Raw genomic sequence first — 22104 nt, 5'->3', positions numbered from 1 at the left:
AGCTTCTAAGTGGAAAGCAAAGCTCCGAAACGCTTTCAGCGATTGAGTTTACCCAGAGTGACAAAAGAGGGTTAAGCCCTTGTTAAAGGTAGGCAAACTGACGCTACAGTATACTAGTAGAATTTTCTGAATGACATAATATAACTAATGTATAAGTTCTGTGATCTATCTAAGGAATTTAGCTGAATCAGCGCTAATCATCCAGTATAGTTTTGCATGGGTTTTACAGCAGCTATAAGGCTGTTAGCTTCAACCTTGTTCGACATACCGTAATTCAGCACATCACAGACGGAAAAAATGAAATATCGGGGTTTTCACATTTCTCTAGCGAAAAATTTTCGCCTTCTTTCCAGCAGTCATCTCAGATATACTTTACGCGTGGGAGCCGGACTAACGGCTTTGCTAGTTGTTTCTAGTGGGTCAATACTACTACCAGGTGAGGTTAATGCTGGTGCTACTCACCCAGAAGATATCGCCGCAACTCTGACAGCGCAAGCTCCCGTAGCTGCCGCAGTGATTTACGTTAATCCAACAACTGGTACAAATACTGCTGGTGCTGGTACAACGTCAGCTACACCTTACAAAAACATCAGTTTCGCTCTCAGTCAAGCCCAACCAGGTGCAGTTATTCAATTAGCACCTGGGAACTATAATCTGGAAAGTGGTGAAACCTTCCCACTCTCGCTTAAACCAGGGGTGACACTGCGGGGTGATGAAGCTACTAAAGGTCAGGCGATATTGATTACAGGTGGAGGTTTGTATACGAGTCGTACCTTTGCCAGACAGGACATTACCATCCTTGCTGATCAAGATACCACGATCACTGGTGTCACCGTCACCAATCCAAATAGCCGGGGTACGGCTGTGTGGGTGGAGTCAACTAATCCCACTATCAAAAACAGTACTTTTACTAACAGTGTCAGAGAGGGTGTTTTTGTCACGGGTACAGGCAATCCTAAAATTGAAGGTAACGTCTTTGTGCAAAACAAAGGCAACGGGATTTCAATTGCTAAAGCTGCCCAAGGAGAAATCCGGAATAACTTATTTCAGGATACTGGTTTTGGTCTAGCGATCGGTGGCACTTCCACACCCCAAATTGTGGAAAACCAAATTGTCCAAAACCAAGACGGTCTATTTATCTCAGAGACTGCGAAGCCCGTATTGCGTAAGAATGTCATTCAAAACAATAAACGGGATGGAGTAGTAGCGACTGTTAACGCTTTACCCGACCTTGGCACCAACGAAAATCCTGGTGGCAATCTTATTCGCAATAACACTCGTTATGATGTGAACAACGCCACTAAAACTGGTCAAATTGTCGCTATTGGCAACGATATCGATCAAAAAAAGATTTTCGGCTCAGTAGATTTTGTTGCCGCAAGTGTTAACATACCCCCTGGAGGGCCTGTTGCTTTTAAAGATGTGCCAGCAAATTACTGGGCAAAAACCTACATCGAAGCTTTAGCTTCCCAAAATATTATTGCTGGCTTCCCTGATGGCAGCTTTAAACCCGATGATCGTGTAACCCGCGCTCAATTCGCCACTATTGTCACTAAAGCCTTAACACCACCAGCCAAACGCGCAGGCACTCAGTTTAAGGATGTAGCAAGCAGTTTCTGGGCTTATGCTGCAATTCAATCTGCTTACCAGAGTCAATTCGTTTCTGGTTATCCTGATGGAACTTTTAAGCCACAGCAGCAAATTCAAAGAGTGCAGGCGTTAGTAGCTTTAGCTAATGGTTTGGGCTTAACTGCGAATAATCAGAATGTCATTTCTTTTTATACCGATGCTGCTCAGATTCCTAATTATGCGATCGCTCCTGTTGCTGCTGCAACTGCACGGCAATTAGTAATCAACTATCCCACAGCGAAGCAACTCAATCCTAATCGTGAAGCAACTAGAGCCGAAGTTGCTGCTTTTGTTTATCAGGCACTCGTCAATGCTGGACGTGCTCAACCAATTCCTTCATCGTATTTGGTAACAATTCAGTAAATGCCTAGTTAGCAAATTGGAAGCGCCAGACTAACAAATTATCAGTCTGGCGCTTCAATATTATGAGTTTTATTAATTTTAGGAGTTTTTAAACATAAAATTTGGGGTCTTTAAATATAGCTGACCCCATTTAAATGTGATTGGGTTTATGGTCAGGATCTTTATATTGGCTGACCCCGTTTCAACGATTTCTATTTTCTCAGAAATTTTTGCTTTTTGTGATTTCCTAATAATTTTTTTATTTTTTCTTTATTGATATTTTCAGCTTCATAAAAGCATCAATAAATTTGAAGAATATAAAGATATTCCAAAAGAAAGCAAGAAAAAATCAACAGTTAAAATTTATTTCTTTAGGAATTAGGATTTTTACCTGATTGGGGGCGTTGTTGCCGAAGCTGTTCCCAGCGCCAGAGAAAGACCATTAAGGCCACTATTCCTAATTGGAGAGCTAAACTAGGCAAAGCACTCTCAACATTGCGTCCAGCAAGCACTTGGAAGAAAAAGACAAATGCACCAAGGGAGCCAGAAGCACCGAAAGCGATGTAGATAAATTGTCGTAAGCCGCGATAAGGAGCAGCTATTTCTGCTTTGAGGCTGGCATATTGTTCAGAGTTAAGGCGATTTTTGGGATTTTTATCTACCATGATGAAATCATGTTATAATATTAGATTGTGTACGCCGATGTGGCTCAGTGGTAGAGCAGCTGATTCGTAATCAGCAGGCCGTGGGTTCAAATCCCATCATCGGCTTTGGTAAAAGCATTGCTCAATAGTCAAGTTTGACATAAATCAATGTACAGTGACTAATTATCTGTCGTCGGTTACACATTGATGTCATTGTGACAAATTCTTGCCAGATTTATAAGTTTGTGCGATCGCTGCTCCTGGAGTTGGTGCTACCTGATTTGGTTGAGCAATGTTAGCGACAAAAAGATCCCCGACTTTTTAAAAGTCAGGGATCTGATTTATTGTTTAATTAGGTGTGGATTATTGCAGCAAAGGAGTTGTACCATTACCGTTAGTTGAGGCATTGGCAATTGCAGCTTGAGTAAGTTGAGTCTTCTGTCATCCCCAAGGACAACAACCAGAACGCGAACCAATCCTGTGAAATTCCTGCTCGATACGAACACCTGCATTATCTATATGCGTGGTAAAAATTCTACTTTAAAACAGAAACTGGAATCTACTGCTACTAAAGATATTGCCGTTTGCTCAATGTCAAATCTGAACTATTTTATGGTGCAATGAAAAATGCTAATCCACAACGGAATCTTACTTTACAACAACAATTTTTAGCCCAATTTACATCACTACCCTTTGACGATTTACCCGCAACGATATTTGGAACAATTCGCTCTCAACTAGAAGTATTAGGTACTGCCATTGGCGCGTATGACTTACAAATTGCCACTATCACACTGACAAATAACTTAATTCTCATCACCCATAACACTAGAGAATTCCAACGCATTAAGAACTTGTTGATTGAGGATTGGGAGATATAGTGATCGCCTAAATAATATAGCGGTTTCTGCTTGAGTGCGGTACAGACCTAACCCCCAACCCCTTCCCTACTAGCGTTGAGAAGTAAGATTCAAAGCCTCTCTCCTAAAAAGAGAGAGGTCAAAAATGTGCTGAAATAGCAAATGCGTTGGCGTAAAGCTATCAGCATCCATGCGCCCCATGCCTACGCTATCTGCTTAGGCATTAAGGAAGCCGAATACCGATCACAACCGACAAATCGTAGAGGATGGGTGCTAATACACGCTTCTCAGTCAAAACAAAGTGATGATTATTTTGTTGATTATGGCATCGACCCGACAACAGTCAAGCGCGGAGCGATAATTGGGGCGGTAAAAATCACCAGTTGTGTTGGTTCTCCAGAAAATTACGTTTACCGTCTGGCTAATCCCATAAAGTTTAGCCGTCCCATAGAAGGGGTGAAAGGAAAGCAAGCAATATTCTGGGGAGCCAAAACAGATACAGAAAAAACAGCTTTTACTTTGGCATCTGAACAAATACGAGGGTATTTGCTTAATGACCAGGATTAAGGCACTTCACCGCATATACGGAAACTTTACCCAATCTTAACTCAGTAGTAAATATTTAAGAAAGGTAGTTATTTAGACCTGGAAGGTGTGAACAATCAGCTAGCTCACAAATTTCGTTTTGTTTATGTTAAAAACTATTGCCGTTGCATTGGCCTTATTAATTTCTCTGACTTTTCACGGTAAATCCTCAAACCACGAAACAGCGTGGCTTTTTCCACAGCCTAATTCTCAATAGTTATAAGTTAATGAAAATAGCTAATGTAAAAATTAGGGCTTGAGAAACCTTCAAAATGACCTTTTCCACATGCCGTGAAAAGTCAGATTAATTTCTGTACCTGCATTAGCTGCCGAGCCTAACCTCATAGAACCCAATACAGTTCAGTTAAGGCTAAAACTCTTTGCCAAAGTCAATTTTTTTAACGAACCGCCTTCTCTATGAGAGGCTTCCGCCAACGCGCAGCGTCTCGTAGAGAAGGACGCAAAGGACGCAAAGAGAAGAAAGAAATGCTTAACCCGAGCGTATTGTCATAGAACCGACTGAAAGTCAATACATACAGTATGAAATCGAGCTAAAGCAGTTTTACCAGCTTCCAGCATTTGCTAGAGATATAGGAAAGTATTTGAGAACTAGTGATGCCGAACGTAGGATAGATGGTCAAGTTTCTTGCAGCATTCTAAACGAATATTCATTAGAACAATTCTTAAAAGTTCGATTAGCTTCACGTCGTGCGCTGTACAGCAATAACCCTCAAAAACAAGATGACGAAAGTGCTTACATTATTGGGGTTACAACAGCTGCAATAGACACGATGTGTACGGAACACAGAGCGGAATTAATAGACTTTTTTGAAAGTCTCAAATCAAAATAAACCCATCACCATCAGGACAAGTAGCCGGAATCGCAAACGCTAGAGAGAGCCTTAGAAGGATGCACAGCCAAGAGGTAGGATTAGAAAAATAAATATGAATCCAACCACGCTTACAGCATTAAGGATTGCACATAGACAGATGCAAGCCCTGATTGAAGAGTTGTACACGTCCGCTCAAACTGCATTGGACAACGATGACTTGCCAGATGCTAGCTTACTTCAAAGCATAGCCGATAAACTTTATGTAGAAGCGGAAAACCTGGATATTCTGATTTCTGAGTTGGAGGGTTAATGAAGACAAACGTTGAGTTAAAAGCTCGAATTAAAGAGCTTGGGAAGCAAGCAGCAGACTACAGCCGCCAAGCCGTTCAAGTCTTTGACACAGACCGAGAACAAAACAGAACCTTGATGCGACAAGCTTACGAGTCCAGCAAGCGCTGCCAAGTTTTGATTGCTGAGTTACTAAGGCGGCAAAGTTAAAGTTAAGAACAACCTTTCTTTACGTTTTCAAAAGCGTTGTGTTTGCAGCACAACGCTTTTATTTTGCCACAAAAAGTTGATTCACTACCCAAAGTAAGTAATCAATATCATTTCATTTCACTGCACTCTACAAAAATACCATGAACACAATTAACCTACCAGCCGGATCGATACCACCCAAATATCATCTTGGCCAACGAGTAAAACAAGGTGATTAAAAAGTTAGAGCGACTTGAGGAGCCAGACCTTCAGACTTTGCAAAACCTTTTTCTGGCTATTTTGGGTTGATATGCGATCGCTCCTTCAAGTCAAAGCCTGGAATTATCACTCAAACTCAGTTTCGCAGAAAGCTTTTAACAAATCAATACAATTAGCGATCGCTCCTAAATGAGCAATCTCATAGCCATGTGTATTTTGTGTGGGAAACGCCAAACAAGCAGCACGCCCAACATGGCCAAATTTCATGGCAATCGAAGCATCACTACCAAATCTGCTCAGAGTTGTTAACTGCACTGGTATATCAAGTTGCTTGGCACTATGGCGCAGTTGGCTATTTAGCCCCTCATCATATATTCCATAGGCATCTTGAGATAAAAGTGCAGGACTTTCTCCATCTTTAACAGGATATTCCTCAGATAATGGACAAATTTCTAAAGCAATCAAAGCATCCAAACGCTGGTTTTGGGTGAAAAATAGCGCTCCAATTGCCCCCACTTCTTCTTTTGCTGACGCCACCAGATAAACATCAACAGCTGGCTGTTTCAGGTTTTCAGCCAAAGCTAGCAAAATGGCAACAGAGGCTTTGTTATCTAAGGTGTAACCAGCAATATGATCCTTTAACCTAATTGGATGCTTGCGATGCTTGCCGATCACCATTTTAGTTCCAGGTCGAATGCCAGCTGCTTCTAATTCAAGTGCAGTTCGTTTCGTTTCAATCCAGGCATTTTCCCACTTCAGAGCAGTATCTTCCTGCTGGACTTGTTGAGGAGATTCATGGGAAACATGACGGGAACCAAAGCTGAGAATACCGCTAATGGTTTCGTTATCTCCGATTAAATCTACAACTCCTTCGCCGTAAACCCACGGGAAAGAGCCGCCGAGTTTGCGGACTTCGATACGACCTTCATCACCGAGACTCTTGACAATTGCGCCAATTTCGTCTTTGTGTCCCGTGATGGCGACCGCTCGGTCTGGACTTTTCCCTGGAATCTTGGCAATAATATTATCGGCGCGATCGCACCAGACTTCCACACCCAGCGCCGCAAATCGTTGCATCAACAACTGGTTAATCTCAGCTTCTGCACCACTAGGAGAATGGTGCATGACTAATTCTTCAATAATTTTAAATAAGCGATCGTAATCCCACATCAATACAGTTAGTTTAGTTTTCAACTATTGTATGGGACAATTGTGCATCAACAACCCGACCTGCTGATACAAGTGCTGACCTTTTTTGTTGACCAGAAAGAAAAAGGTACAAGCCCCTCTCTTACAAAGTGACGCTCCTGCGTCGCTAACGCTGCGCTAACTGATGCCTACGGCGGGCTACGCCAACGGATAGCGCAGCGTAAAGCCTTCTCTACGAGAGGCTGCGCCAACGGCATAGCTTCTCTTCGAGAGGCTGCGCCAACGCTTAGAGCGAGTCCGCGAGCGTCGGAAACCTCCGCTCAGACTTTGCGCTAAATTTATTTTAATGGTTCTTAATCTTAATTTTGACTTTTGACTTTTGACTTTTGACTTCCTAGAAGGGGCTGACGCTTCAGCACTCCTACTGCACCAAAAGCACCAAGGGCTAAAATCCCCAAGTTTATTGAGGGTTCAGGAACAGACTTAGCCTCAATCGCCGCCAGTGCAGCATCTGCTATCACCTTATGAGCCGCAGTCGTTGGGTGGAAACCGTCCCAGATGAGAAACTTATTGTTACCTGGGTTACATATATCTAGCCTAGATAGACAAGACTCGGTTACATTCGTAAAACCCAATGCACTTGCCTGATTAAATAAAGAATAAGTATCAACCGAGATGATGTTGAGATTTGGGTTTTGATTCAAAGCGCTCACAGTTTTTGCTAAACCCAAGTTAAACTCACTAGTCGATTTGCTAAGGGTTGTAGGGTTGCGATTATCAATTTTAGCTGCTGGTAGCTGTCCCAAATCGCCCAAGTTAAACACCAAAATATTTTTCGCGCCAACTCCTACCAGAGTGTTCAACGCCAAGGATATATTATTGATTGGCGTGGTTGAGTCTTCGGGGTTAAGAAAAAAGAAATCATTCGCACCTCCCCACAATGTATAAAGTGCATTTGGATCAGCAGTTTGATTATTTGCTTGCAGAGTTCCAGCAAAACCAAGGACTTGTTTGAGTACTCCCGGTAATCCGACATTGGGAAGGACAGCGTTATCTAAACCAGAACTAGCACCACCGAAAGCGAAGTTTATCCCTTGGGTAAGAGGTGTGGAAGGAATAGTAGTCAATAAAGTGGGCTTTAAGCCTAGCTGATCTCCAAGATAATCTACCTAGAGCGGCCCATCAGAAAAACGTCCTTCAAAGTAAGGTGGGCTTTGAGGGTATGTTTTTCCGGTAGCATTATATATATTGCCTGTATCGGACAGACTATCGCCAAATACATAAAGCTGATCAAAACTCGCAGCCGAGGCTTTGGTCGGCAACATGAAAGAAAATAGAACAAATCCTGCTGCGACAGCTTGTTTTTTCATATTTGTTTTACGTATGGTATTTTTTAGTTCTGTTTAAAAGTAATCAAGGGGCGATATGACAACTTGTCTTTTCTTCAGTTACTTCAAAACCAGATAAGTAGGTAGGCACGATAAAACCGACATATGTTTAGTTTTATAAAAACGGTAAAATAACGTATTTGTCAGGTATCTACTGAATTTATATTTCGTTACATATTTGGAAATTTTCCCGCCCACTTACTTATGTTTAATGAATTAATCTACGTTATTATACTTAACTATGCCTTAAAAATTCATCAAACACAGGTAAAAACTCTGTAAATACTTAGATTTACATTTTCTTAATCAAAAATAGGTACATTACAAAGAAATAGCAAAGTTTCTATACTAGAAATGGAGTTGCCCACTTTTATGCTGGCTGGCTATGAACTAACCGCAACAGAATGGCATAATCCTTCATAGACATCGGTTTAACTTCGCTTTAATTTCAAAGCCTCAGCAGCTGATACACCCTCACTCTGAGTGCCGAAATACCACAAAGCTGTAGCAGCCTCAGCACGAGTTACTGGTTTTTTAGGTTGAAACAGAGTCGTATAACCAAACACCCGCCGAATATTCGATTGTTCGCCATTCTGGTAATCAGCCAACACTGCTCTTAAAGCCTTGGGGTCAATTCGTGCTGCGTCTTGGAAACCCCAGGTTTGTTTGACCGCATCTAAGTTAGCAGAGGGTAAAGCTTGGCGAGTATCTAGAGGTAATTTCCACAACAGCAACGCCTCCCGCGTTAGGGGTGCATCAGGACGAAACAAAACTACTGTAGAATCTCCAGACAAAGGACTGGGAATTAACCCAGCTTCGGCTAATCCCTGAATTGCGGGAAAATCAGGGTCTTTTGCGGACACATCACTAAAAATTGGTTGAGTGCTTTCTGATGCCAAGCGAATTTGTTTAGCTGGATTGCTGGCATACAAAGCATTGTTAGCAGCAATTAGCCAACGAGCATATTCCCGATGTGTAACGATTTTACCTGGTTCAAACTGGTTAGTTGTGGTAGTAGAGTTGCTCTTAGTTGCCTTTGGTTCTAGAGACAAAATACCCAATGCAGCTAAGTCTTGGATATGTTGCCGCCATTCTTGCGATACTTTATTTAGATCGTTAAATTCTTGAGATTCGGTTTTGGCTGTAGGAGTTGTTTGGTTATTAGCGGTGCTTGGTGGTTGTGATGCCAAGTTTGCAGGTGGTATCGGGCCAATGAACTGTGGATTGCCTGATTGAGGAACGTCGTTAGTAGTTTCGTTAGGACTTATAGTTGGGGTAGGTTGTGCCGTTGCAGTACTATTCGGTACGTACTCAATCAGTAATTCAGTAGCTGTTTGAGGTTGATTAGGTGTGGCGTTAGTAACTGATTTAGGCTGAATGGAAACCTTTAATAGCAAATCGTTACGACGTGCTTCAAAAGCACCTCCCGCATCATCTGTTGGCTGTTGCAAAATCTGCCAGTTATTTGTTTGAAACTGGCTGCTATAAAAGCTAGCAATAAAGTTGCTAGGGTCAGAACTCAACCAACGAGTTGAGACTCTGTTTTCTGAGCCGCTAGCAGGTGTAACTTCCTGTAGTTTGGCATTGGAATATAGTGGGATATCTTTGGGAAAATCAGCTGGTAACTGAACTGTTGATTCCTTTTGCTGTGCTTGCGGTTGGTTCCCCTGAGATTCTCCAAAGACAACTGGATTGCTTTGCAGTTTCGGATCTGCCGCCAAAGATTGCTCAAGGTTTTTGGCGACTGGACTGTTAGCACAGGCTGTTAACGAAGTGAGTAGAACAGCCCAAATTAGAAATACAGCTCGACGTTTACAGGGAAGCACAGGAAATCACAAATTGAGTTTCAATTCCTACCCTAGCGCAGACTGTTCATTAAATGGGATTGGGGATTAGGATTAGGAAACAAAAAGCAGCAAACCAGGGGAGAATCGAATGTCACCTCTGTTCCTCTGCCTCTTCTATCACTAAAAGACACTACCGACTCACGGCCTCTTCTTCGTAAATGTCTCTGTTGGTGAAGATGATATCTCAAAAAATTAGTAAACGGTAGCAAAAGCTACCGTGTTGTCTTTGTTTTACAGCCATTAGGTTTTATTCCCATGCTTATTTATAGAGTTCCCTAAAATTTTGGTAAACTAACATTTTTGAAAAAAAACACAAATAAATCTGGAATACTTGCTAAATAAGAGTTTTCTAATTTTGGTTGCTCTAAGCTAGTACTCCACCACAGGGATTATGACTAGTTAAGGGAGTTCGTAGTAAGCACTTTAGTGCTTAGATTAGGGTTAGAGCCACCCACTACGAACTGATCAACATTTCTGTGACAGACTCTAAATTGTGAATAAATTTTTCAGATAGTTCTGGAAATATTCAATTGGTAGAGCGAATAAGTAATTGAGAACTCGCCAAAGAACAACATAGCTAGCAAAAGCTTTAATCTCCTTCCAGATACACTAGTAGTAATGCGATGCCTACGGCGGGCAAAGCCTACGCCAAGCAACTGAAGTGATAGACTAGGACTAAAGCCCCCCTTAGCCTCACCCAAGGAGGGGAATGGATAAAGTTCGCTAACGCTGGCTTACAATCGATTCTGGAAATTATTCATCCTCAGATGGTAAGCTGAGTAAGGCAATAGCTGGGAAAATGCCAGTGTTAAGCAATTCCAGGAACTTGGCGTAAGTTCGTTATTCTTGGCGACTGGGGTCATAGGCAAAGCAATTAAGTATCGCAGCAGTTTCCCTAGTATCTCTAAATTGATTTTCTGGGGAAAGTGTTAGTTTTGCTGTAGTCAAGAGTTTCTTGGCAGCCTCGAAAGTAGTGAGTGCTTCCTCAAAAAGTGCGTAGTTTACCGCCGTAGGCATCGCCTCTATGTTATCCAAAGCTTTCCCTCAGGCAACCCATCCCCTGTTATTCTGGGATAGGATTCTTTTAGGAAAGCTGGGCACAGAGTGCGGTTGGCAAGTAATAGAGGCAGTATATAGTTAGCTATGGTTGTTTTCTCAATTCTACAAATGATTGGGTAAGGGCAAAAAAGCCACATTATCAAATACACTGGCGGTTGAGAAAACCCTCTACAAACTTGGTCTGAATAGTTAACAGCTTCCTGATAAATTAGATACAATTAGCATCTGCGGTTGCTTGGGCGATCGCTTGTTCAAAGCGAGTACTCGAATTGACATAGTGCTGCACTAGGCGATTTGACATAGTATTAAAGCGTATCCCCCCTGCTGGCTCTGGCGAAAATTTTTGATTCAGGGCAAATTAAGACTTATATTCAAGGGCAAGGGTGTTTCTTAGAGATGAAGTTAGCCAAAAAGGGGCAAAAGGCTGAAAAATATCTGTCTGATGTCAAAAACGCAGTTCTGATAGGAGTATGAAAATCTAAAATAGATATTAAATTGAAGAAAAACAACGACAACCGTCAGTCCATTTTACTTTCTGTAAAGCATCACCGGGTTGTTACCAGTGCTGAAACACGATTACATGCAAGTTTCCCAGGATCAGCCTATTTATTCTGAGGCTCCACTCCAGCTGTTACTGTTTGTCGATGGACGCCCGAAGTCCCGCCAACAGGTGCAGCGAATACGTGCTTACTTAAAAGAATTGCAGGCTGAGTACAGTTTTGAACTTCAAACTATCGATGTTGGACAACAACCTTACTTAGCAGAACACTTTAAATTAATCGCAACGCCAGCTTTAATCAAAATCCATCCCGAACCACGACAGGTTTTGGCTGGGAGTAATATCATAGCGCAATTGAAAAACTGGTGGTCTCGTTGGCAAGCTGCTGTAGATGCCTACTTAAAATTACAGGAAGACTTGCAAGAACGTATAGACGACAATGCTAGGGTGACATCACCCAAATCTACTATCCGTTCAGTTGCTGTTTCTGCGGAACTAATCCGACTCTCAGACGAAATTTTTAACTTGAAACAGGAAAAAGATAACCTCCAAGAGCAGCTACAGTTTAAAGATCGGGTGATTGCTATGCTGGCGCACGATCTCCGCAATCCCCTAACTGCTGCCGCGATCGCCATAGAAACTCTCCAATCTAACTACAATTTAGAAACAGGCCAATTTCAGCGCCTCAAACCATCAATGACGGCGCATCTATTAAAACAAGCCCGCAATCAAACTAAGATTATTGATCGGATGATTGCCGACCTTTTGCAGGTAGGTCGTGGCCAAGATACAGAATTTCCAATTCTACCACAAAAAGTCCAGCTAGGTAAACTGTGCTTAGATGTACTGGAAGAATTGTGCGATCGCTACACCGCCAAATCCCAAGAGGTAGAAACGGATATTCCCAATGACTTACCATATGTATATGCTGACCCAGAACGCATCCGCCAAGTGCTAGTGAATTTGTTGGATAATGCTATCAAATACACCCCAGAAGGTGGCAAGATTAGCGTTGCCGGATTGCACCGCACTACCCAAAAAGTTCAGTTTAGTATTGGCGATACTGGTCCTGGTATTCCTGTAGAGAATCGCGATCGCATCTTTGAAAACCACTTCCGTCTGCAACGAGATGAAGGTACAGAAGGTTACGGCATTGGTCTTTGTTTATGCCAACGCATCATCCTGGCACATTATGGCCAAATTTGGGTGGACTCTGCCCCCAATAACGGAGCATGGTTCCACTTCACACTGCCAGTTTATCCTTTTTAGGCAATGGGCATTGGGCATGGAGCATTAGGAATTGGTCATTCACAAATGACTAATGATTAATCACAATTAAAAACTTGAGACAAAGCGATCGCGCCCCCCCGCCTTTGCTTGGTAGAGTGCCTTATCTGCCAGCACAATCAAATCTGAAGGTGAGGATTCCCAAGTGGGGACAACAGTAGCCACGCCCATACTTAGGGTGACATATCGACTCACCGCAGACGCGTCGTGAACAATTTGCAAATCTTTAATTCCTGCTTGTATTACTTCGGCAACGTGAACTGCGCCAGATGCAGGGGTGTCTGGCATAATTACAGCAAATTCTTCGCCACCATAACGCGCTACTAAATCCTCATGCTTTTGTGCCTTAAGGCTTAAGACAGCACCCACCTTTTGTAAACAGATATCCCCAGCAGGATGGCCATATCTATCGTTATAAAATTTAAAAAAGTCGATATCACACAAAATCATTGACAAGGGAGATTCCTTTTGTACGAGATTAATCCACTGATTATTGAGATAATCGTCAAAGCGGCGACGATTAGCCAACTGAGTTAAGCCATCTATATTGGCTAGGTGCTGCAAAGCTTGGTTTGCTGCCTCTAATTGTTTATAAACGTGCGCTTGCTTTAGCAGTCCGCGCAACCGTTGGCGCAATACAGGCCAGTGAATTGGTTTAGTGACGTAATCAGTCGCCTCTACCTCAAAAGCACGGTTTACGGATTCCTCATCGTCCAAGCATGTGATCATCAATATAGGAGTGCTGGGTTCCCATATCTTGGAGATGACAGTATTGTTAAGGGTCGAGTCAGTATCAAAGGTTTCAACGGCTGATTTTAAATTATTTTTGGCAATCTGGCGCAAGTGCTTACAGCAGGTAAAGCCATCCATCACAGGCATTAGAGCATCTAGCAAAACTATATCCGGTTTGATAGTCTGGTAAGCATCTAAACATTGCTTACCATCATTGACCTCTATGACTCGATAACGTTCTTTTTCCATAACTTTACGCAAGAATACTCGGATGTCCTTGTCATCATCAGCCACTAGAATCAGTGGCCGTTGATCAGAACCAGAAGATGGGCTTATGCCTGACATGAGTTGCCTTCCACTTGCGGAACTATCCTGAAAAAGGCTGTGCAACTCAATCGCATGGGGGCGATCGCTCTTTTCATCAATGCCAGGATTTGCGGCAAAGGTGTGTCTGGCTTCACAATCAACTGTTTTTTGACAATAGACTGCTCAATGTTAGTGAGCCAAGCAAGCGGTAAATAACTAAGTTGCATAGACAATCTATAATTGGAACACGAAGGCAATTGTTACCTTTTTGTTCGGCTATGGTTATAAGAGGAGATGTTACTTTTATATTTCCCCATTTTTAAAGTCAAATTGCAATTTTCAAAAAAATTGCAAATGCACACCTTAATTATTTAGTTCTTTAGTGAGTTTACAAACCTGGTGGGACAAGGCAAAATAGTTGCCAAAGTGCATTCAAAAGATAACTAATACTAAATTCTAATATCACTGAAATTAAATTTATTTAGTCTATTCGGCAAGGTTAACTGAGGTTTAGTATAATTACATAAGATTAAATTCAACTTCAGGCAAAGCTTTATTTTCAAGTGACTTTGGGTTAGAAATTAAGTAAAGTTTTTTATTTAATTTTATTTAGTATCTTTAGTGTAATTAAAGAATAGGTGATTTTCTCAGAATGACAGCATTTAGTAGCTAGGGTTAGATGAATATAGATATACTAAATTAAAATTAATATTTGGAAAAACTAAGTTTTATAATTGCTTCACAGATAGGACGTAAAACCCGCTAGATTTTTGACTATACAAGCAATTAAAAATTATTGCCAAAAAAATCAACTTTATTTGCATTCACTAAATCTTTAAAATGCCAGACCCATTAATGTATCAGCAAGATCACTTTGTAGTTCTAGAAACAAATCAACTAGAACAATTTCTGACACTATCAGAGTTATTAGAAAAGCTCAAAACAACTCTCCAACAATTTATAATTACAGATTTGCCGCCTGACTTACAAAACTTTGATACAGTGGAAGCTCAAGCACAATATTTACTCGACACCAGTTGCAAATTAGATATTGCTCCTGGGCAATATTTGCAGTGGTATGCAGTTCGTTTAGAAAAGTAACTTTTTGGTCACTAGTACCGCAAGGCGGAAGTCAAAAGTCAAAAGTTACTCATTCAAAAGTATTATGGAATAAGCTCTTTAGGGCTTTTCAATGGTCTGCTTATTTACGTACGCGCCCGCTGTACTAGTTATACCAATTCTGTATGAAGATGCGCCAAACTATATAATAAACGAACCGCAAAGGGCGCATACTCCTATGGAGAACCAAGCTACGCGTAGCGTCTCGTAGAAAAGGACACAAAGAAAGAAAGAAAATTTGACGCAGCCTCACAAAGAAATGGTATTAAGAGGAAAAGGAGTTAACGAAGAAGCAAACAGAAGTGTGAGTGGAGGCTTCCTTTGATTTGAACTTTGTAAAAGAGGCTTCCGACGCTCAATAGCGTCCCTTGGGCGTCTCCAAGAGTTGCGTTAGCGACTGTGCATAGCGTTTGACTCGTTGGCGAAGCCCAAGGTAGAAAAGAGGCTGCGCTATCGGTTGGCGTAGCCCGTCGTAGGCATCAGTTAGCGCAGCGTAAAGCCTACGGCATAGCAACTCTTAGAGACGCTAACGCGTAGCTTGCTTAAGAGCAGGGGTACGCTTAGAGCGACGCAGGAGCGTCACTTTGTAAGAGAGGAGCGTCACTTTTCAAGACAGGCATCAGAACTTCTCCTGTCGGAGACGTTGCGCGAATGGAGGGAGCAGGAGGAAAACCCCATACTTAAAAACCTTGTCATTACTAACAGCTTTTAAATTTTCCGCTTCGTTGTTATCCTGCTTTGGAATAAATTTCAAGGCTAATAGCTAAAGTCCTCTCAAGAGGACAAAATACAAGATTTTAAGCAATGTATATTGCTACCATCAATGAAAGTGAAAATTGCAGTCCACTTGAGTGGACACAGAGCTTTTTAATCCAGAACTTAAGTTCTGGAGAGATGTCGGTTAGCGCGACACTTTGAGTGTTACAAAAATGTAGGTAACGACAAGCCATAAAAGAATGGAGTTTAGCTTACAATAATTTTTGTTCTTCACTATTGACTACTGACTAATGACTCTTTCTGAGTATTAATCAGCGCTAGCTCAATTGTATTTTCAGATGGCTGCGTTATTTGAATCTCCAATCCAGGGCCAAAATAGTTGGTCATTTTCTCCTGCTTTTTTTGCCACACATCAATTGGTATTAGCGGTGAATCAAATTCTAAGATTAGGGCATAGCTCCCATTAACTTCTGTTTCTCGCAACCCTGTGACTGTTGGCCGTTCCTGGTCTGTAGGACTCAAACCCAGAAAAGAAAGTGTTGTATCTAGATGAGCATCTTGACCGTAGCAATATCGGGTGATGTCTTTGCGAATTTTATTTTGAGTATTAGTTGCTTGCTGCTGGCGCAGTATCAATGCTGACGGTGACGTAGTTTGGCTAAATGGTACTGGCTTAAGTTCATTAGCTTTCAGCGCCAGCCCTCCCAACAATAGAGGAATACCGTAAAAAAATCCGACAAGATTGAGTGTGGCATTATTAGCAGCATAAGCGACGAAGCCAATGGTGGTTAATATGCTGCCGATAGTTAAACCGAGTGTTCCCAAAGAGATTTGGCGTAGCATGAGCTTAAATTAGTATAAAGTCTGAATACCTCAGTTTTATTATCATCGGCTATGAGTAACAAATTAGGGAAGAACATCGTCAACTAGACGGTAGTATTAAACCAACTCAAAATTGCCAGATTAACACTGACACAAAGAGAAGTCAGGAGCTTCTGGCTTCCTTAGTTCAGAACTTCTCCTATCAGAGACACTGCGCGTAAACTTGCTTCAAGAGTAGGGGTATGAGAGACAGGGAGAGTTTCTAAAGTAGGAAAGTTAGTGTAGTGCACTACTAAAGACGTATAGTGCCCCAGAATATTGGATTTTGAGTTAACTTTAAATTTAAAGGTAGTTAAAGATAGGAAAAAATAATGGATTTACAGACTATAAAAGAACGAATTGTCGCAGTTCAAAGTAAACGCGAGTACCTGTTAAGCCTACTGGAGCAACCAAACCTGGGAACTTTGAGAGTTGACGTAAATCAGGCTTTGGAAGAACTAGATGAGTTAATTGATGAATTTAGACGAACCATTCCGGTAGAGTAGAAATTATCTAAAACTGCGTCGGTCTAACCGTCAAGTTTAGGCTATACCGACGCTCCTTAGTAATATCATCTCCTCAAATCCCCAGATATTGAACTAAGCCGAAGTTTGCGAAGCAACATAGCTGTATTATTTATCCTGCAACTAAACCATCTGCTGCACGCTGACCTAACTGCCTAACTAAGGCAATAAGTTCGCTTGTCGGTACATCTTTCTTGCAAACCTCATCAAAGCTAGACATTGCCTTTGTCCCTGGAAAATTTACGTCTTCCACTGAGGAGTAAGCAAGGATCTGGGTGTTGGGAGATATAGTTTTAATCTGACTAGACGCACTCCAGCCATCCATGACTGGCATCTGTAAATCTAGAACAATCACGTCAGGATGGCAACGTTTAACCATTTCTATAGCTTCTTCACCATTACTGGCTAAACCTACTACTTGAATATTTTCCTGGCAAGAAAAAACTAATTGTAAGGTTAAACGAGTCAGTTCGTGGTCATCAACTACTAGAACACGCAAGGTAGAAAGCTCACACGATAACATTAACATTGAGGAAAAAGATATGTTTATTCAGAATAATCTCTCCAGTTTATGGGAACAAGTGCCAGCACTGACTCTATCCTATGGTTGAATAACTTATGTGAACCCATGACAAACAATTTAGATAACTTATCAAAAACAGGACTTACGCAAAATTATGAAAAAACGAACCGCAAAGAATGCATAGACACGTTTGCGGAGTGTCTCGTAGAGAAATGGCTTCCCGTTCGCTAGCGTCTTTGAAGGAGAAGTGTAGGACACAAAAGAATAAAACTTTCAGAGGGTTATTGCGTAAGTCTTAAAAAACTTCAAGTTTTATAAAAAAACTAAGTTGAGCTAGTTGTCAAGGTAGAAGTAACTTATTTTTTAATTAATCAGGTTTGAGGCTACACCAGTTGAGCGTAGTGCCATATTCATGAGAATTTTTTGTGAATTAGCTTCTGGAGAATCATCATAGGGACGCCGTTGAATGTAAGTGCCATCGGCTTGTAATTCCCAAGCTTGGCGATTATCTGCGAGCATAATTCCCATGATTTCTTGCAAATCTTTGGCAATATCAGGGTCTTTCACTGGGGTAATTACTTCCACTCGGCGATCTAAGTTGCGGCGCATCCAGTCGGCACTGCCGATATAGATTTCCTCTTGTGTATTGTTATGAAAATAATAAATCCGAGAATGTTCCAAAAAGCGACCGACAATACTGATTATGCGAATGTTTTCACTAATGTCTTTGAGTCCTGGGCGCAAACAACAAACGCCCCTGATAATTAAGTCAATTTGCACTCCGGCGCGGGAAGCTTCATATAAAGTGGCGATAATTTCTGGATCGACTAGGGCATTCATTTTGGCAACAATGCGTCCAGAAAATCCATTTTGAACATTTTCGATTTCGCGGTGAATTAGTGTCAAAAAGCGATCGCGCATATTCACAGGTGCAACTAGCAACTCTCGATAAGACTTTTGCAGGGAGTATCCTGTCAAGAAATTAAATAAATCTGTGATGTCAGCAGCTAATTCTTCACGGCAACTAAACAATCCCAAATCTGTATACAGCCGTGCCGTTTTCTGGTTATAGTTACCCGTGCCAATATGCACGTAGCGACGTATCCGGTCTTTTTCCCGCCGTACCACCATCACGGTTTTACTGTGGGTTTTCAGTCCCACTAAACCATAGACAACATGAACTCCAACTCTTTCTAGTCGTTTTGCCCAATAAATATTATTCTCCTCATCAAATCGCGCCTTTAATTCCACCAGCACGGATACCTGTTTGCCATTTTCGGCAGCAGCAATTAAGGCGTTGACAATGGGCGAGTCGCCAGAAGTCCGGTAAAGAGTCATCTTGATGGCTAACACATTCGGATCGTAGGCAGCATGAGTAATAAAGCGCACTACTGTAGCCGAAAAGGATTGATAGGGATGGTGTACTAGCAAATCCTTTTCCTGAATCACAGCAAAAAAGTCTTTTCCTTCGTCCGTCTCCAATGAATCTGGGTTTAAACTCGGTTCCCTCAGCCTTTGCAGGCGTACTGGTACAACAGATTGGCGTGGTGGATCTTTGAGTTCCGGCAATGGCAAGGCCATAAAAGACATCAAATCCCGCAGGCCCAAAAGACCGTCTACTTCGTAAAGATCACTTTCTGTTAATTCCAAATCATGCAATAATCGCGATCGCACTATTTCAGGAGTCTGGGATTGAATTTCTAGCCGGACTGGACTACCACCCAGCCGCCGTTTTCGTAGTTCCTGTTCGATCGCTAACAATAAGTCATCTGCCTCATCTTCTTCTAAGACCAAATCGGCATCACGGGTAATGCGGAACGGATGATATTCTTGAATATTCATCCCTGGAAATAGAGATTCTAAATTATGAGCGATCGCTTGTTCTAAAGGTACTCCAGTCCAATGGGTAGGTTTATCGTTGTCCACAGTTCCCAACTCAGGCGGTATCGGTAAAAATCGTGGCAGAACACTGGGGACTTTAACTCTGGCAAAAAATTCTTCTTCGGTGTCTGGATTCTTGACTACAACAGCCAGATTCAGACTGAGATTGGAAATAAAAGGAAAGGGATGACTAGGATCAACAGCCAAGGGAGTCAAAACTGGAAAGACTTGTTCCTCAAAATAACTGTTGAGATGAGTCCGCTGTTTTTGATTCAAATCTATGTAATTCAGAATATGAATGCCATGATTTGCTAATAGGGGACGAAGTACTTGCTCAAAATGTTGATGCTGTTTCTTGACGTGGGGAGTGAGGGTAGACCTAATATCGTCTAGCTGTTGTTGTGGTGTTCGACCATCGGGAGTTAACAGGCTGACTTTCGCTTCTACTTGTTGCTTTAAACCAGCAACGCGCACCATGAAAAACTCATCCAAATTAGAACTGAAGATTCCTAAAAACTTCAGGCGTTCGAGAAGGGGTGTGCGATCGTCGCAGGCTTCATGTAACACCCTACCATTAAATTCTAGCCAGCTTAACTCTCGGTTAAGATAATATTGTGGATCGTTGAGATTGATGGGGGTAGCGCTTTTCTTAGATTTTGCCATAATGACCTAAGGGCAGGCAGATGTGGGCCATTTAACTGGGGGACAATAAACATAGTAAGTTAAATGGTGCTTGAAGATAACGCTAAGGCAACGAATAGCCATATGTACGTTTTACAGTCAATTTCAATTATCTTGAATACAGGTTTTCATAGGGGCGCACAGCAAAGATTTATAACTCATAACTATGTTTCAAGCTACTCGCCGCCGTCTTGCAATTTGGTACACTGCCGTTACTGCTGTATTACTACTACTGTTTGCTAGCGGCGTTTATTTATACGTTCGCAGTACACTGATTGAGCGGATTGATGATACCCTTAACCATGTAGTGGAAATAGTGGAACGTTGTCTGACAACAAGCCGCTGTGCATCTACGCTCATATTTGAGCCAATTAATACTGATGCAGATAAATTTCGCATTAATGTAGAAGCCAGTTTTCGTGACAATACCGACACCGTAGAAGATGACCACATCGACCTAGAATGGTTTAGTCCGACTGGTGAATTACTTTGGTCAACGCTATCCGAACCCCTAAATATTCCTATTCATGTCAACCGCACTGGTGAAACTGTGCGCGTAGTCAAGAGAGAGAGGGAAAATTCAAAATTCAAAATTCAAAATTCAAAATTTAAAATTCCTGATTCAGCACTTTTTACTCCTGACTCAGTACTGTTGTTGCGACAAGTCACACAACGGGTGCAAATGGGACGGCAAGTATTAGGATATTTGCGTGTAAGCCACCCCTGGTTTGAAGTCACTAAACCCAGTCGCCAGTTAATTTTTGATTTGGCGCTGGGTATTGGGTTAATGGTGCTTTCTGTAGGCGCAAGTGGCTGGTTTCTTTCGGGTAAAGCGATCGAACCTGTAAAAGAGTCTTACCAACGCCTTAAACAATTTACTGCTGATGCTTCCCATGAACTTAGAAGTCCAATTACTTTGATTCAAACCAATGTGCAAGTCGCCCTTGCTGACTTGGATTTAGCAGACGTAGAAACGACTACTTCTTTGCAGTATCGGCAACAGTTAAAAGTGGTGGAACGGTTAACGCAGCGTTTGGGTAAGTTAGTCAATGACTTACTGTTCCTCGCACGGCAGGATAGTGGTATTAGCAAAAATATCTTTTCACCTTGTCCACTGGACGCTTTGCTGATGGAGGTGGTTGAAGAACAACAATTGTTAATCCCTGAAAAAGAAATTACCCTTTCTCTAGATTTAGTTGATCCTCCCGCCTCGGAAACTAGCCCCGAATTACTGGAAAATTGGTTTACGCTTATGGGCAATTGGGATCAACTGGTGCGGCTGTTCACAAATCTAATTGCTAATGCCTTACATTACAGTTTTGCGGGTGAACGGGTGAAAGTGGAATTGGCGCGGATAGAGGGAATAAATCGCGTTTCTGGACTACGTTACACGAGTGCCCAGTTGCAAGTTAAAGTGAGTGATACCGGAGTTGGAATTCCAGCAGAAGCACTACCACGCTTGTTTGACCGCTTTTATCGGGTAGATCCGGCACGGACTCATACAACTGGAAATACAGCTACAGCTAGTGCTACTGGTTCAGGATTGGGATTAGCGATCGCTGCTGCTATTGTTGAATATCATCAGGGTCATATTCAAGTTGAAAGTATCCAAGGCATTGGCACGACGTTTACTGTCACTTTACCAATAACTCTTGAGTCTTAATCCGGCAATAAATATTTGTTTCCCGTGATAGATGTAAAATTTCAGCCGACTCAAGTGAGCTTTAACTATTGCCAGGAAATTTATTTTCTAGCGGGATGTTAAACAAAACAATTTGACTGTTACAAAAATGTGGTTAATCACAATGATTAAAATTTGTGGTCTTCTTTGACGATTGAAGTTTTCAGTCTTGAGAATGAAATATATTTAATTTTTTAGTTGATTTTCGTGTCCTTAGCTAGATACGAAAAATCGATTGGTTTGTTAAATATTAGAAATAAA

The 22104-nt window shown here is 41.7% G+C and carries 20 protein-coding genes, 1 tRNA gene and 1 pseudogene; 11 read left to right on the top strand and 11 right to left on the bottom strand.

Annotation, left to right across the window (positions count from 1 at the left end):
- The first annotated feature begins 297 nt into the window (after positions 1-297).
- Positions 298-1992 carry a DUF1565 domain-containing protein gene (locus V7L29_RS01595; RefSeq protein WP_334734324.1) on the top strand — a complete coding sequence of 565 codons (1695 nt, stop codon included), beginning with the start codon at positions 298-300 and terminating at the stop codon, positions 1990-1992.
- Positions 1993-2342: 350 nt separating this feature from the next.
- Here V7L29_RS01595 and V7L29_RS01590 read toward each other — a convergent pair whose 3' ends face one another.
- Positions 2343-2636, bottom strand: coding sequence for a DUF3493 domain-containing protein (locus tag V7L29_RS01590; protein ID WP_334693457.1), 294 nt, complete (start codon positions 2634-2636; stop codon positions 2343-2345).
- 33 nt (positions 2637-2669) lie between these two features.
- On the opposite strand from V7L29_RS01590, the gene V7L29_RS01585 reads away from it, so the two are divergent.
- From V7L29_RS01585 to V7L29_RS01560, 6 genes are all read left to right on the top strand, one after another.
- Positions 2670-2741, top strand: a tRNA-Thr gene (locus tag V7L29_RS01585).
- A 494-nt stretch (positions 2742-3235) separates the two neighbouring features.
- Complete coding sequence (locus V7L29_RS01580) at positions 3236-3496, top strand: hypothetical protein (protein WP_334734323.1); 261 nt, start codon at positions 3236-3238, stop codon at positions 3494-3496.
- Between the two features lie 141 nt (positions 3497-3637).
- Entirely contained in the window at positions 3638-4042 is a 405-nt protein-coding gene (locus V7L29_RS01575; protein WP_334734322.1) for a hypothetical protein, read from the top strand.
- Positions 4043-4662: 620 nt separating this feature from the next.
- Positions 4663-4911: a hypothetical protein gene (locus V7L29_RS01570; protein ID WP_334734321.1), complete on the top strand. Its 249-nt coding sequence runs from the start codon at positions 4663-4665 to the stop codon at positions 4909-4911.
- A 94-nt stretch (positions 4912-5005) separates the two neighbouring features.
- Positions 5006-5203 carry a hypothetical protein gene (locus V7L29_RS01565; protein WP_334693450.1) on the top strand — a complete coding sequence of 66 codons (198 nt, stop codon included), beginning with the start codon at positions 5006-5008 and terminating at the stop codon, positions 5201-5203.
- Positions 5203-5391 (top strand): hypothetical protein, encoded by a 189-nt coding sequence (locus V7L29_RS01560; RefSeq protein ID WP_334693449.1) that lies wholly within the window; start codon positions 5203-5205, stop codon positions 5389-5391. Before V7L29_RS01565 ends, V7L29_RS01560 begins: the two co-directional genes overlap by 1 nt.
- Positions 5392-5715: 324 nt before the next feature.
- Here V7L29_RS01560 and V7L29_RS01555 read toward each other — a convergent pair whose 3' ends face one another.
- The 5 genes and pseudogenes from V7L29_RS01555 to V7L29_RS01535 form a co-directional block, all read right to left on the bottom strand.
- Positions 5716-6759 carry a M42 family metallopeptidase gene (locus V7L29_RS01555; protein ID WP_334734475.1) on the bottom strand — a complete coding sequence of 348 codons (1044 nt, stop codon included), beginning with the start codon at positions 6757-6759 and terminating at the stop codon, positions 5716-5718.
- A gap of 338 nt (positions 6760-7097) precedes the next feature.
- Positions 7098-7892, bottom strand: a pseudogene (locus V7L29_RS01550) (SGNH/GDSL hydrolase family protein); the annotation flags it as partial.
- Positions 7893-7907: 15 nt separating this feature from the next.
- Positions 7908-8108, bottom strand: a complete 201-nt coding sequence (locus V7L29_RS01545) for a hypothetical protein (RefSeq protein ID WP_334734320.1) — start codon at positions 8106-8108, stop codon at positions 7908-7910.
- Positions 8109-8557: 449 nt separating this feature from the next.
- Positions 8558-9952, bottom strand: a complete 1395-nt coding sequence (locus tag V7L29_RS01540; RefSeq protein ID WP_334734319.1) for an S-layer homology domain-containing protein — start codon at positions 9950-9952, stop codon at positions 8558-8560.
- An 861-nt stretch (positions 9953-10813) separates the two neighbouring features.
- Positions 10814-11008 (bottom strand): hypothetical protein, encoded by a 195-nt coding sequence (locus V7L29_RS01535; protein WP_334734318.1) that lies wholly within the window; start codon positions 11006-11008, stop codon positions 10814-10816.
- A gap of 586 nt (positions 11009-11594) precedes the next feature.
- Between V7L29_RS01535 and V7L29_RS01530 the strand changes: the two genes are divergently transcribed.
- Complete coding sequence (locus tag V7L29_RS01530) at positions 11595-12800, top strand: histidine kinase (protein WP_334734317.1); 1206 nt, start codon at positions 11595-11597, stop codon at positions 12798-12800.
- 66 nt (positions 12801-12866) lie between these two features.
- Here V7L29_RS01530 and V7L29_RS01525 read toward each other — a convergent pair whose 3' ends face one another.
- Entirely contained in the window at positions 12867-13895 is a 1029-nt protein-coding gene (locus V7L29_RS01525; protein ID WP_334734316.1) for a GGDEF domain-containing response regulator, read from the bottom strand.
- Positions 13883-14083, bottom strand: coding sequence for a hypothetical protein (locus V7L29_RS01520; protein ID WP_334693443.1), 201 nt, complete (start codon positions 14081-14083; stop codon positions 13883-13885). The genes V7L29_RS01525 and V7L29_RS01520 overlap by 13 nt, the downstream gene beginning before the upstream one ends.
- Positions 14084-14696: 613 nt before the next feature.
- On the opposite strand from V7L29_RS01520, the gene V7L29_RS01515 reads away from it, so the two are divergent.
- Positions 14697-14957 carry a chlororespiratory reduction protein 7 gene (locus V7L29_RS01515; RefSeq protein ID WP_334734315.1) on the top strand — a complete coding sequence of 87 codons (261 nt, stop codon included), beginning with the start codon at positions 14697-14699 and terminating at the stop codon, positions 14955-14957.
- A 1008-nt stretch (positions 14958-15965) separates the two neighbouring features.
- Here the strand turns inward: V7L29_RS01515 and V7L29_RS01510 are convergent.
- Positions 15966-16535, bottom strand: a complete 570-nt coding sequence (locus tag V7L29_RS01510; protein WP_334734314.1) for a DUF2854 domain-containing protein — start codon at positions 16533-16535, stop codon at positions 15966-15968.
- Between the two features lie 350 nt (positions 16536-16885).
- Here V7L29_RS01510 and V7L29_RS01505 point away from each other — a divergent pair, with 350 nt between their 5' ends.
- A complete protein-coding gene (locus tag V7L29_RS01505; RefSeq protein WP_179066585.1) occupies positions 16886-17059 on the top strand; it encodes a hypothetical protein in 174 nt (57 codons plus the stop codon).
- A gap of 130 nt (positions 17060-17189) precedes the next feature.
- On the opposite strand, the gene V7L29_RS01500 is transcribed toward V7L29_RS01505, so the two are convergent.
- Positions 17190-17606 (bottom strand): response regulator, encoded by a 417-nt coding sequence (locus tag V7L29_RS01500; RefSeq protein ID WP_334734313.1) that lies wholly within the window; start codon positions 17604-17606, stop codon positions 17190-17192.
- Positions 17607-17963: 357 nt separating this feature from the next.
- Complete coding sequence (ppk1, locus tag V7L29_RS01495) at positions 17964-20144, bottom strand: polyphosphate kinase 1 (RefSeq protein ID WP_334734312.1); 2181 nt, start codon at positions 20142-20144, stop codon at positions 17964-17966.
- Between the two features lie 184 nt (positions 20145-20328).
- Here ppk1 and V7L29_RS01490 point away from each other — a divergent pair, with 184 nt between their 5' ends.
- Positions 20329-21825 carry a sensor histidine kinase gene (locus V7L29_RS01490; RefSeq protein ID WP_334734311.1) on the top strand — a complete coding sequence of 499 codons (1497 nt, stop codon included), beginning with the start codon at positions 20329-20331 and terminating at the stop codon, positions 21823-21825.
- Positions 21826-22104: the final 279 nt, after the last annotated feature.

Source organism: Nostoc sp. (assembly GCF_036916575.1).
In the GTDB taxonomy this organism is placed as follows: domain Bacteria; phylum Cyanobacteriota; class Cyanobacteriia; order Cyanobacteriales; family Nostocaceae; genus Nostoc.
This window is presented reverse-complemented; position numbering and strand designations above follow the sequence as displayed.

What these genes read in the sequence shown, in the direction of transcription:
- V7L29_RS01595 (WP_334734324.1), top strand. Translation starts at nt 298, where the DNA reads ATGAAATATCGGGGTTTTCACATTTCTCTAGCGAAAAATTTTCGCCTT.
- V7L29_RS01590 (WP_334693457.1), bottom strand. Translation starts at nt 2,636, where the DNA reads ATGGTAGATAAAAATCCCAAAAATCGCCTTAACTCTGAACAATATGCC.
- V7L29_RS01580 (WP_334734323.1), top strand. Translation starts at nt 3,236, where the DNA reads ATGAAAAATGCTAATCCACAACGGAATCTTACTTTACAACAACAATTT.
- V7L29_RS01575 (WP_334734322.1), top strand. Translation starts at nt 3,638, where the DNA reads ATGCGTTGGCGTAAAGCTATCAGCATCCATGCGCCCCATGCCTACGCT.
- V7L29_RS01565 (WP_334693450.1), top strand. Translation starts at nt 5,006, where the DNA reads ATGAATCCAACCACGCTTACAGCATTAAGGATTGCACATAGACAGATG.
- V7L29_RS01560 (WP_334693449.1), top strand. Translation starts at nt 5,203, where the DNA reads ATGAAGACAAACGTTGAGTTAAAAGCTCGAATTAAAGAGCTTGGGAAG.
- V7L29_RS01555 (WP_334734475.1), bottom strand. Translation starts at nt 6,759, where the DNA reads ATGTGGGATTACGATCGCTTATTTAAAATTATTGAAGAATTAGTCATG.
- V7L29_RS01545 (WP_334734320.1), bottom strand. Translation starts at nt 8,108, where the DNA reads ATGAAAAAACAAGCTGTCGCAGCAGGATTTGTTCTATTTTCTTTCATG.
- V7L29_RS01525 (WP_334734316.1), bottom strand. Translation starts at nt 13,895, where the DNA reads ATGTCAGGCATAAGCCCATCTTCTGGTTCTGATCAACGGCCACTGATT.
- V7L29_RS01520 (WP_334693443.1), bottom strand. Translation starts at nt 14,083, where the DNA reads ATGCAACTTAGTTATTTACCGCTTGCTTGGCTCACTAACATTGAGCAG.
- V7L29_RS01515 (WP_334734315.1), top strand. Translation starts at nt 14,697, where the DNA reads ATGCCAGACCCATTAATGTATCAGCAAGATCACTTTGTAGTTCTAGAA.
- V7L29_RS01510 (WP_334734314.1), bottom strand. Translation starts at nt 16,535, where the DNA reads ATGCTACGCCAAATCTCTTTGGGAACACTCGGTTTAACTATCGGCAGC.
- V7L29_RS01505 (WP_179066585.1), top strand. Translation starts at nt 16,886, where the DNA reads ATGGATTTACAGACTATAAAAGAACGAATTGTCGCAGTTCAAAGTAAA.
- V7L29_RS01500 (WP_334734313.1), bottom strand. Translation starts at nt 17,606, where the DNA reads ATGTTAATGTTATCGTGTGAGCTTTCTACCTTGCGTGTTCTAGTAGTT.
- ppk1 (WP_334734312.1), bottom strand. Translation starts at nt 20,144, where the DNA reads ATGGCAAAATCTAAGAAAAGCGCTACCCCCATCAATCTCAACGATCCA.
- V7L29_RS01490 (WP_334734311.1), top strand. Translation starts at nt 20,329, where the DNA reads ATGTTTCAAGCTACTCGCCGCCGTCTTGCAATTTGGTACACTGCCGTT.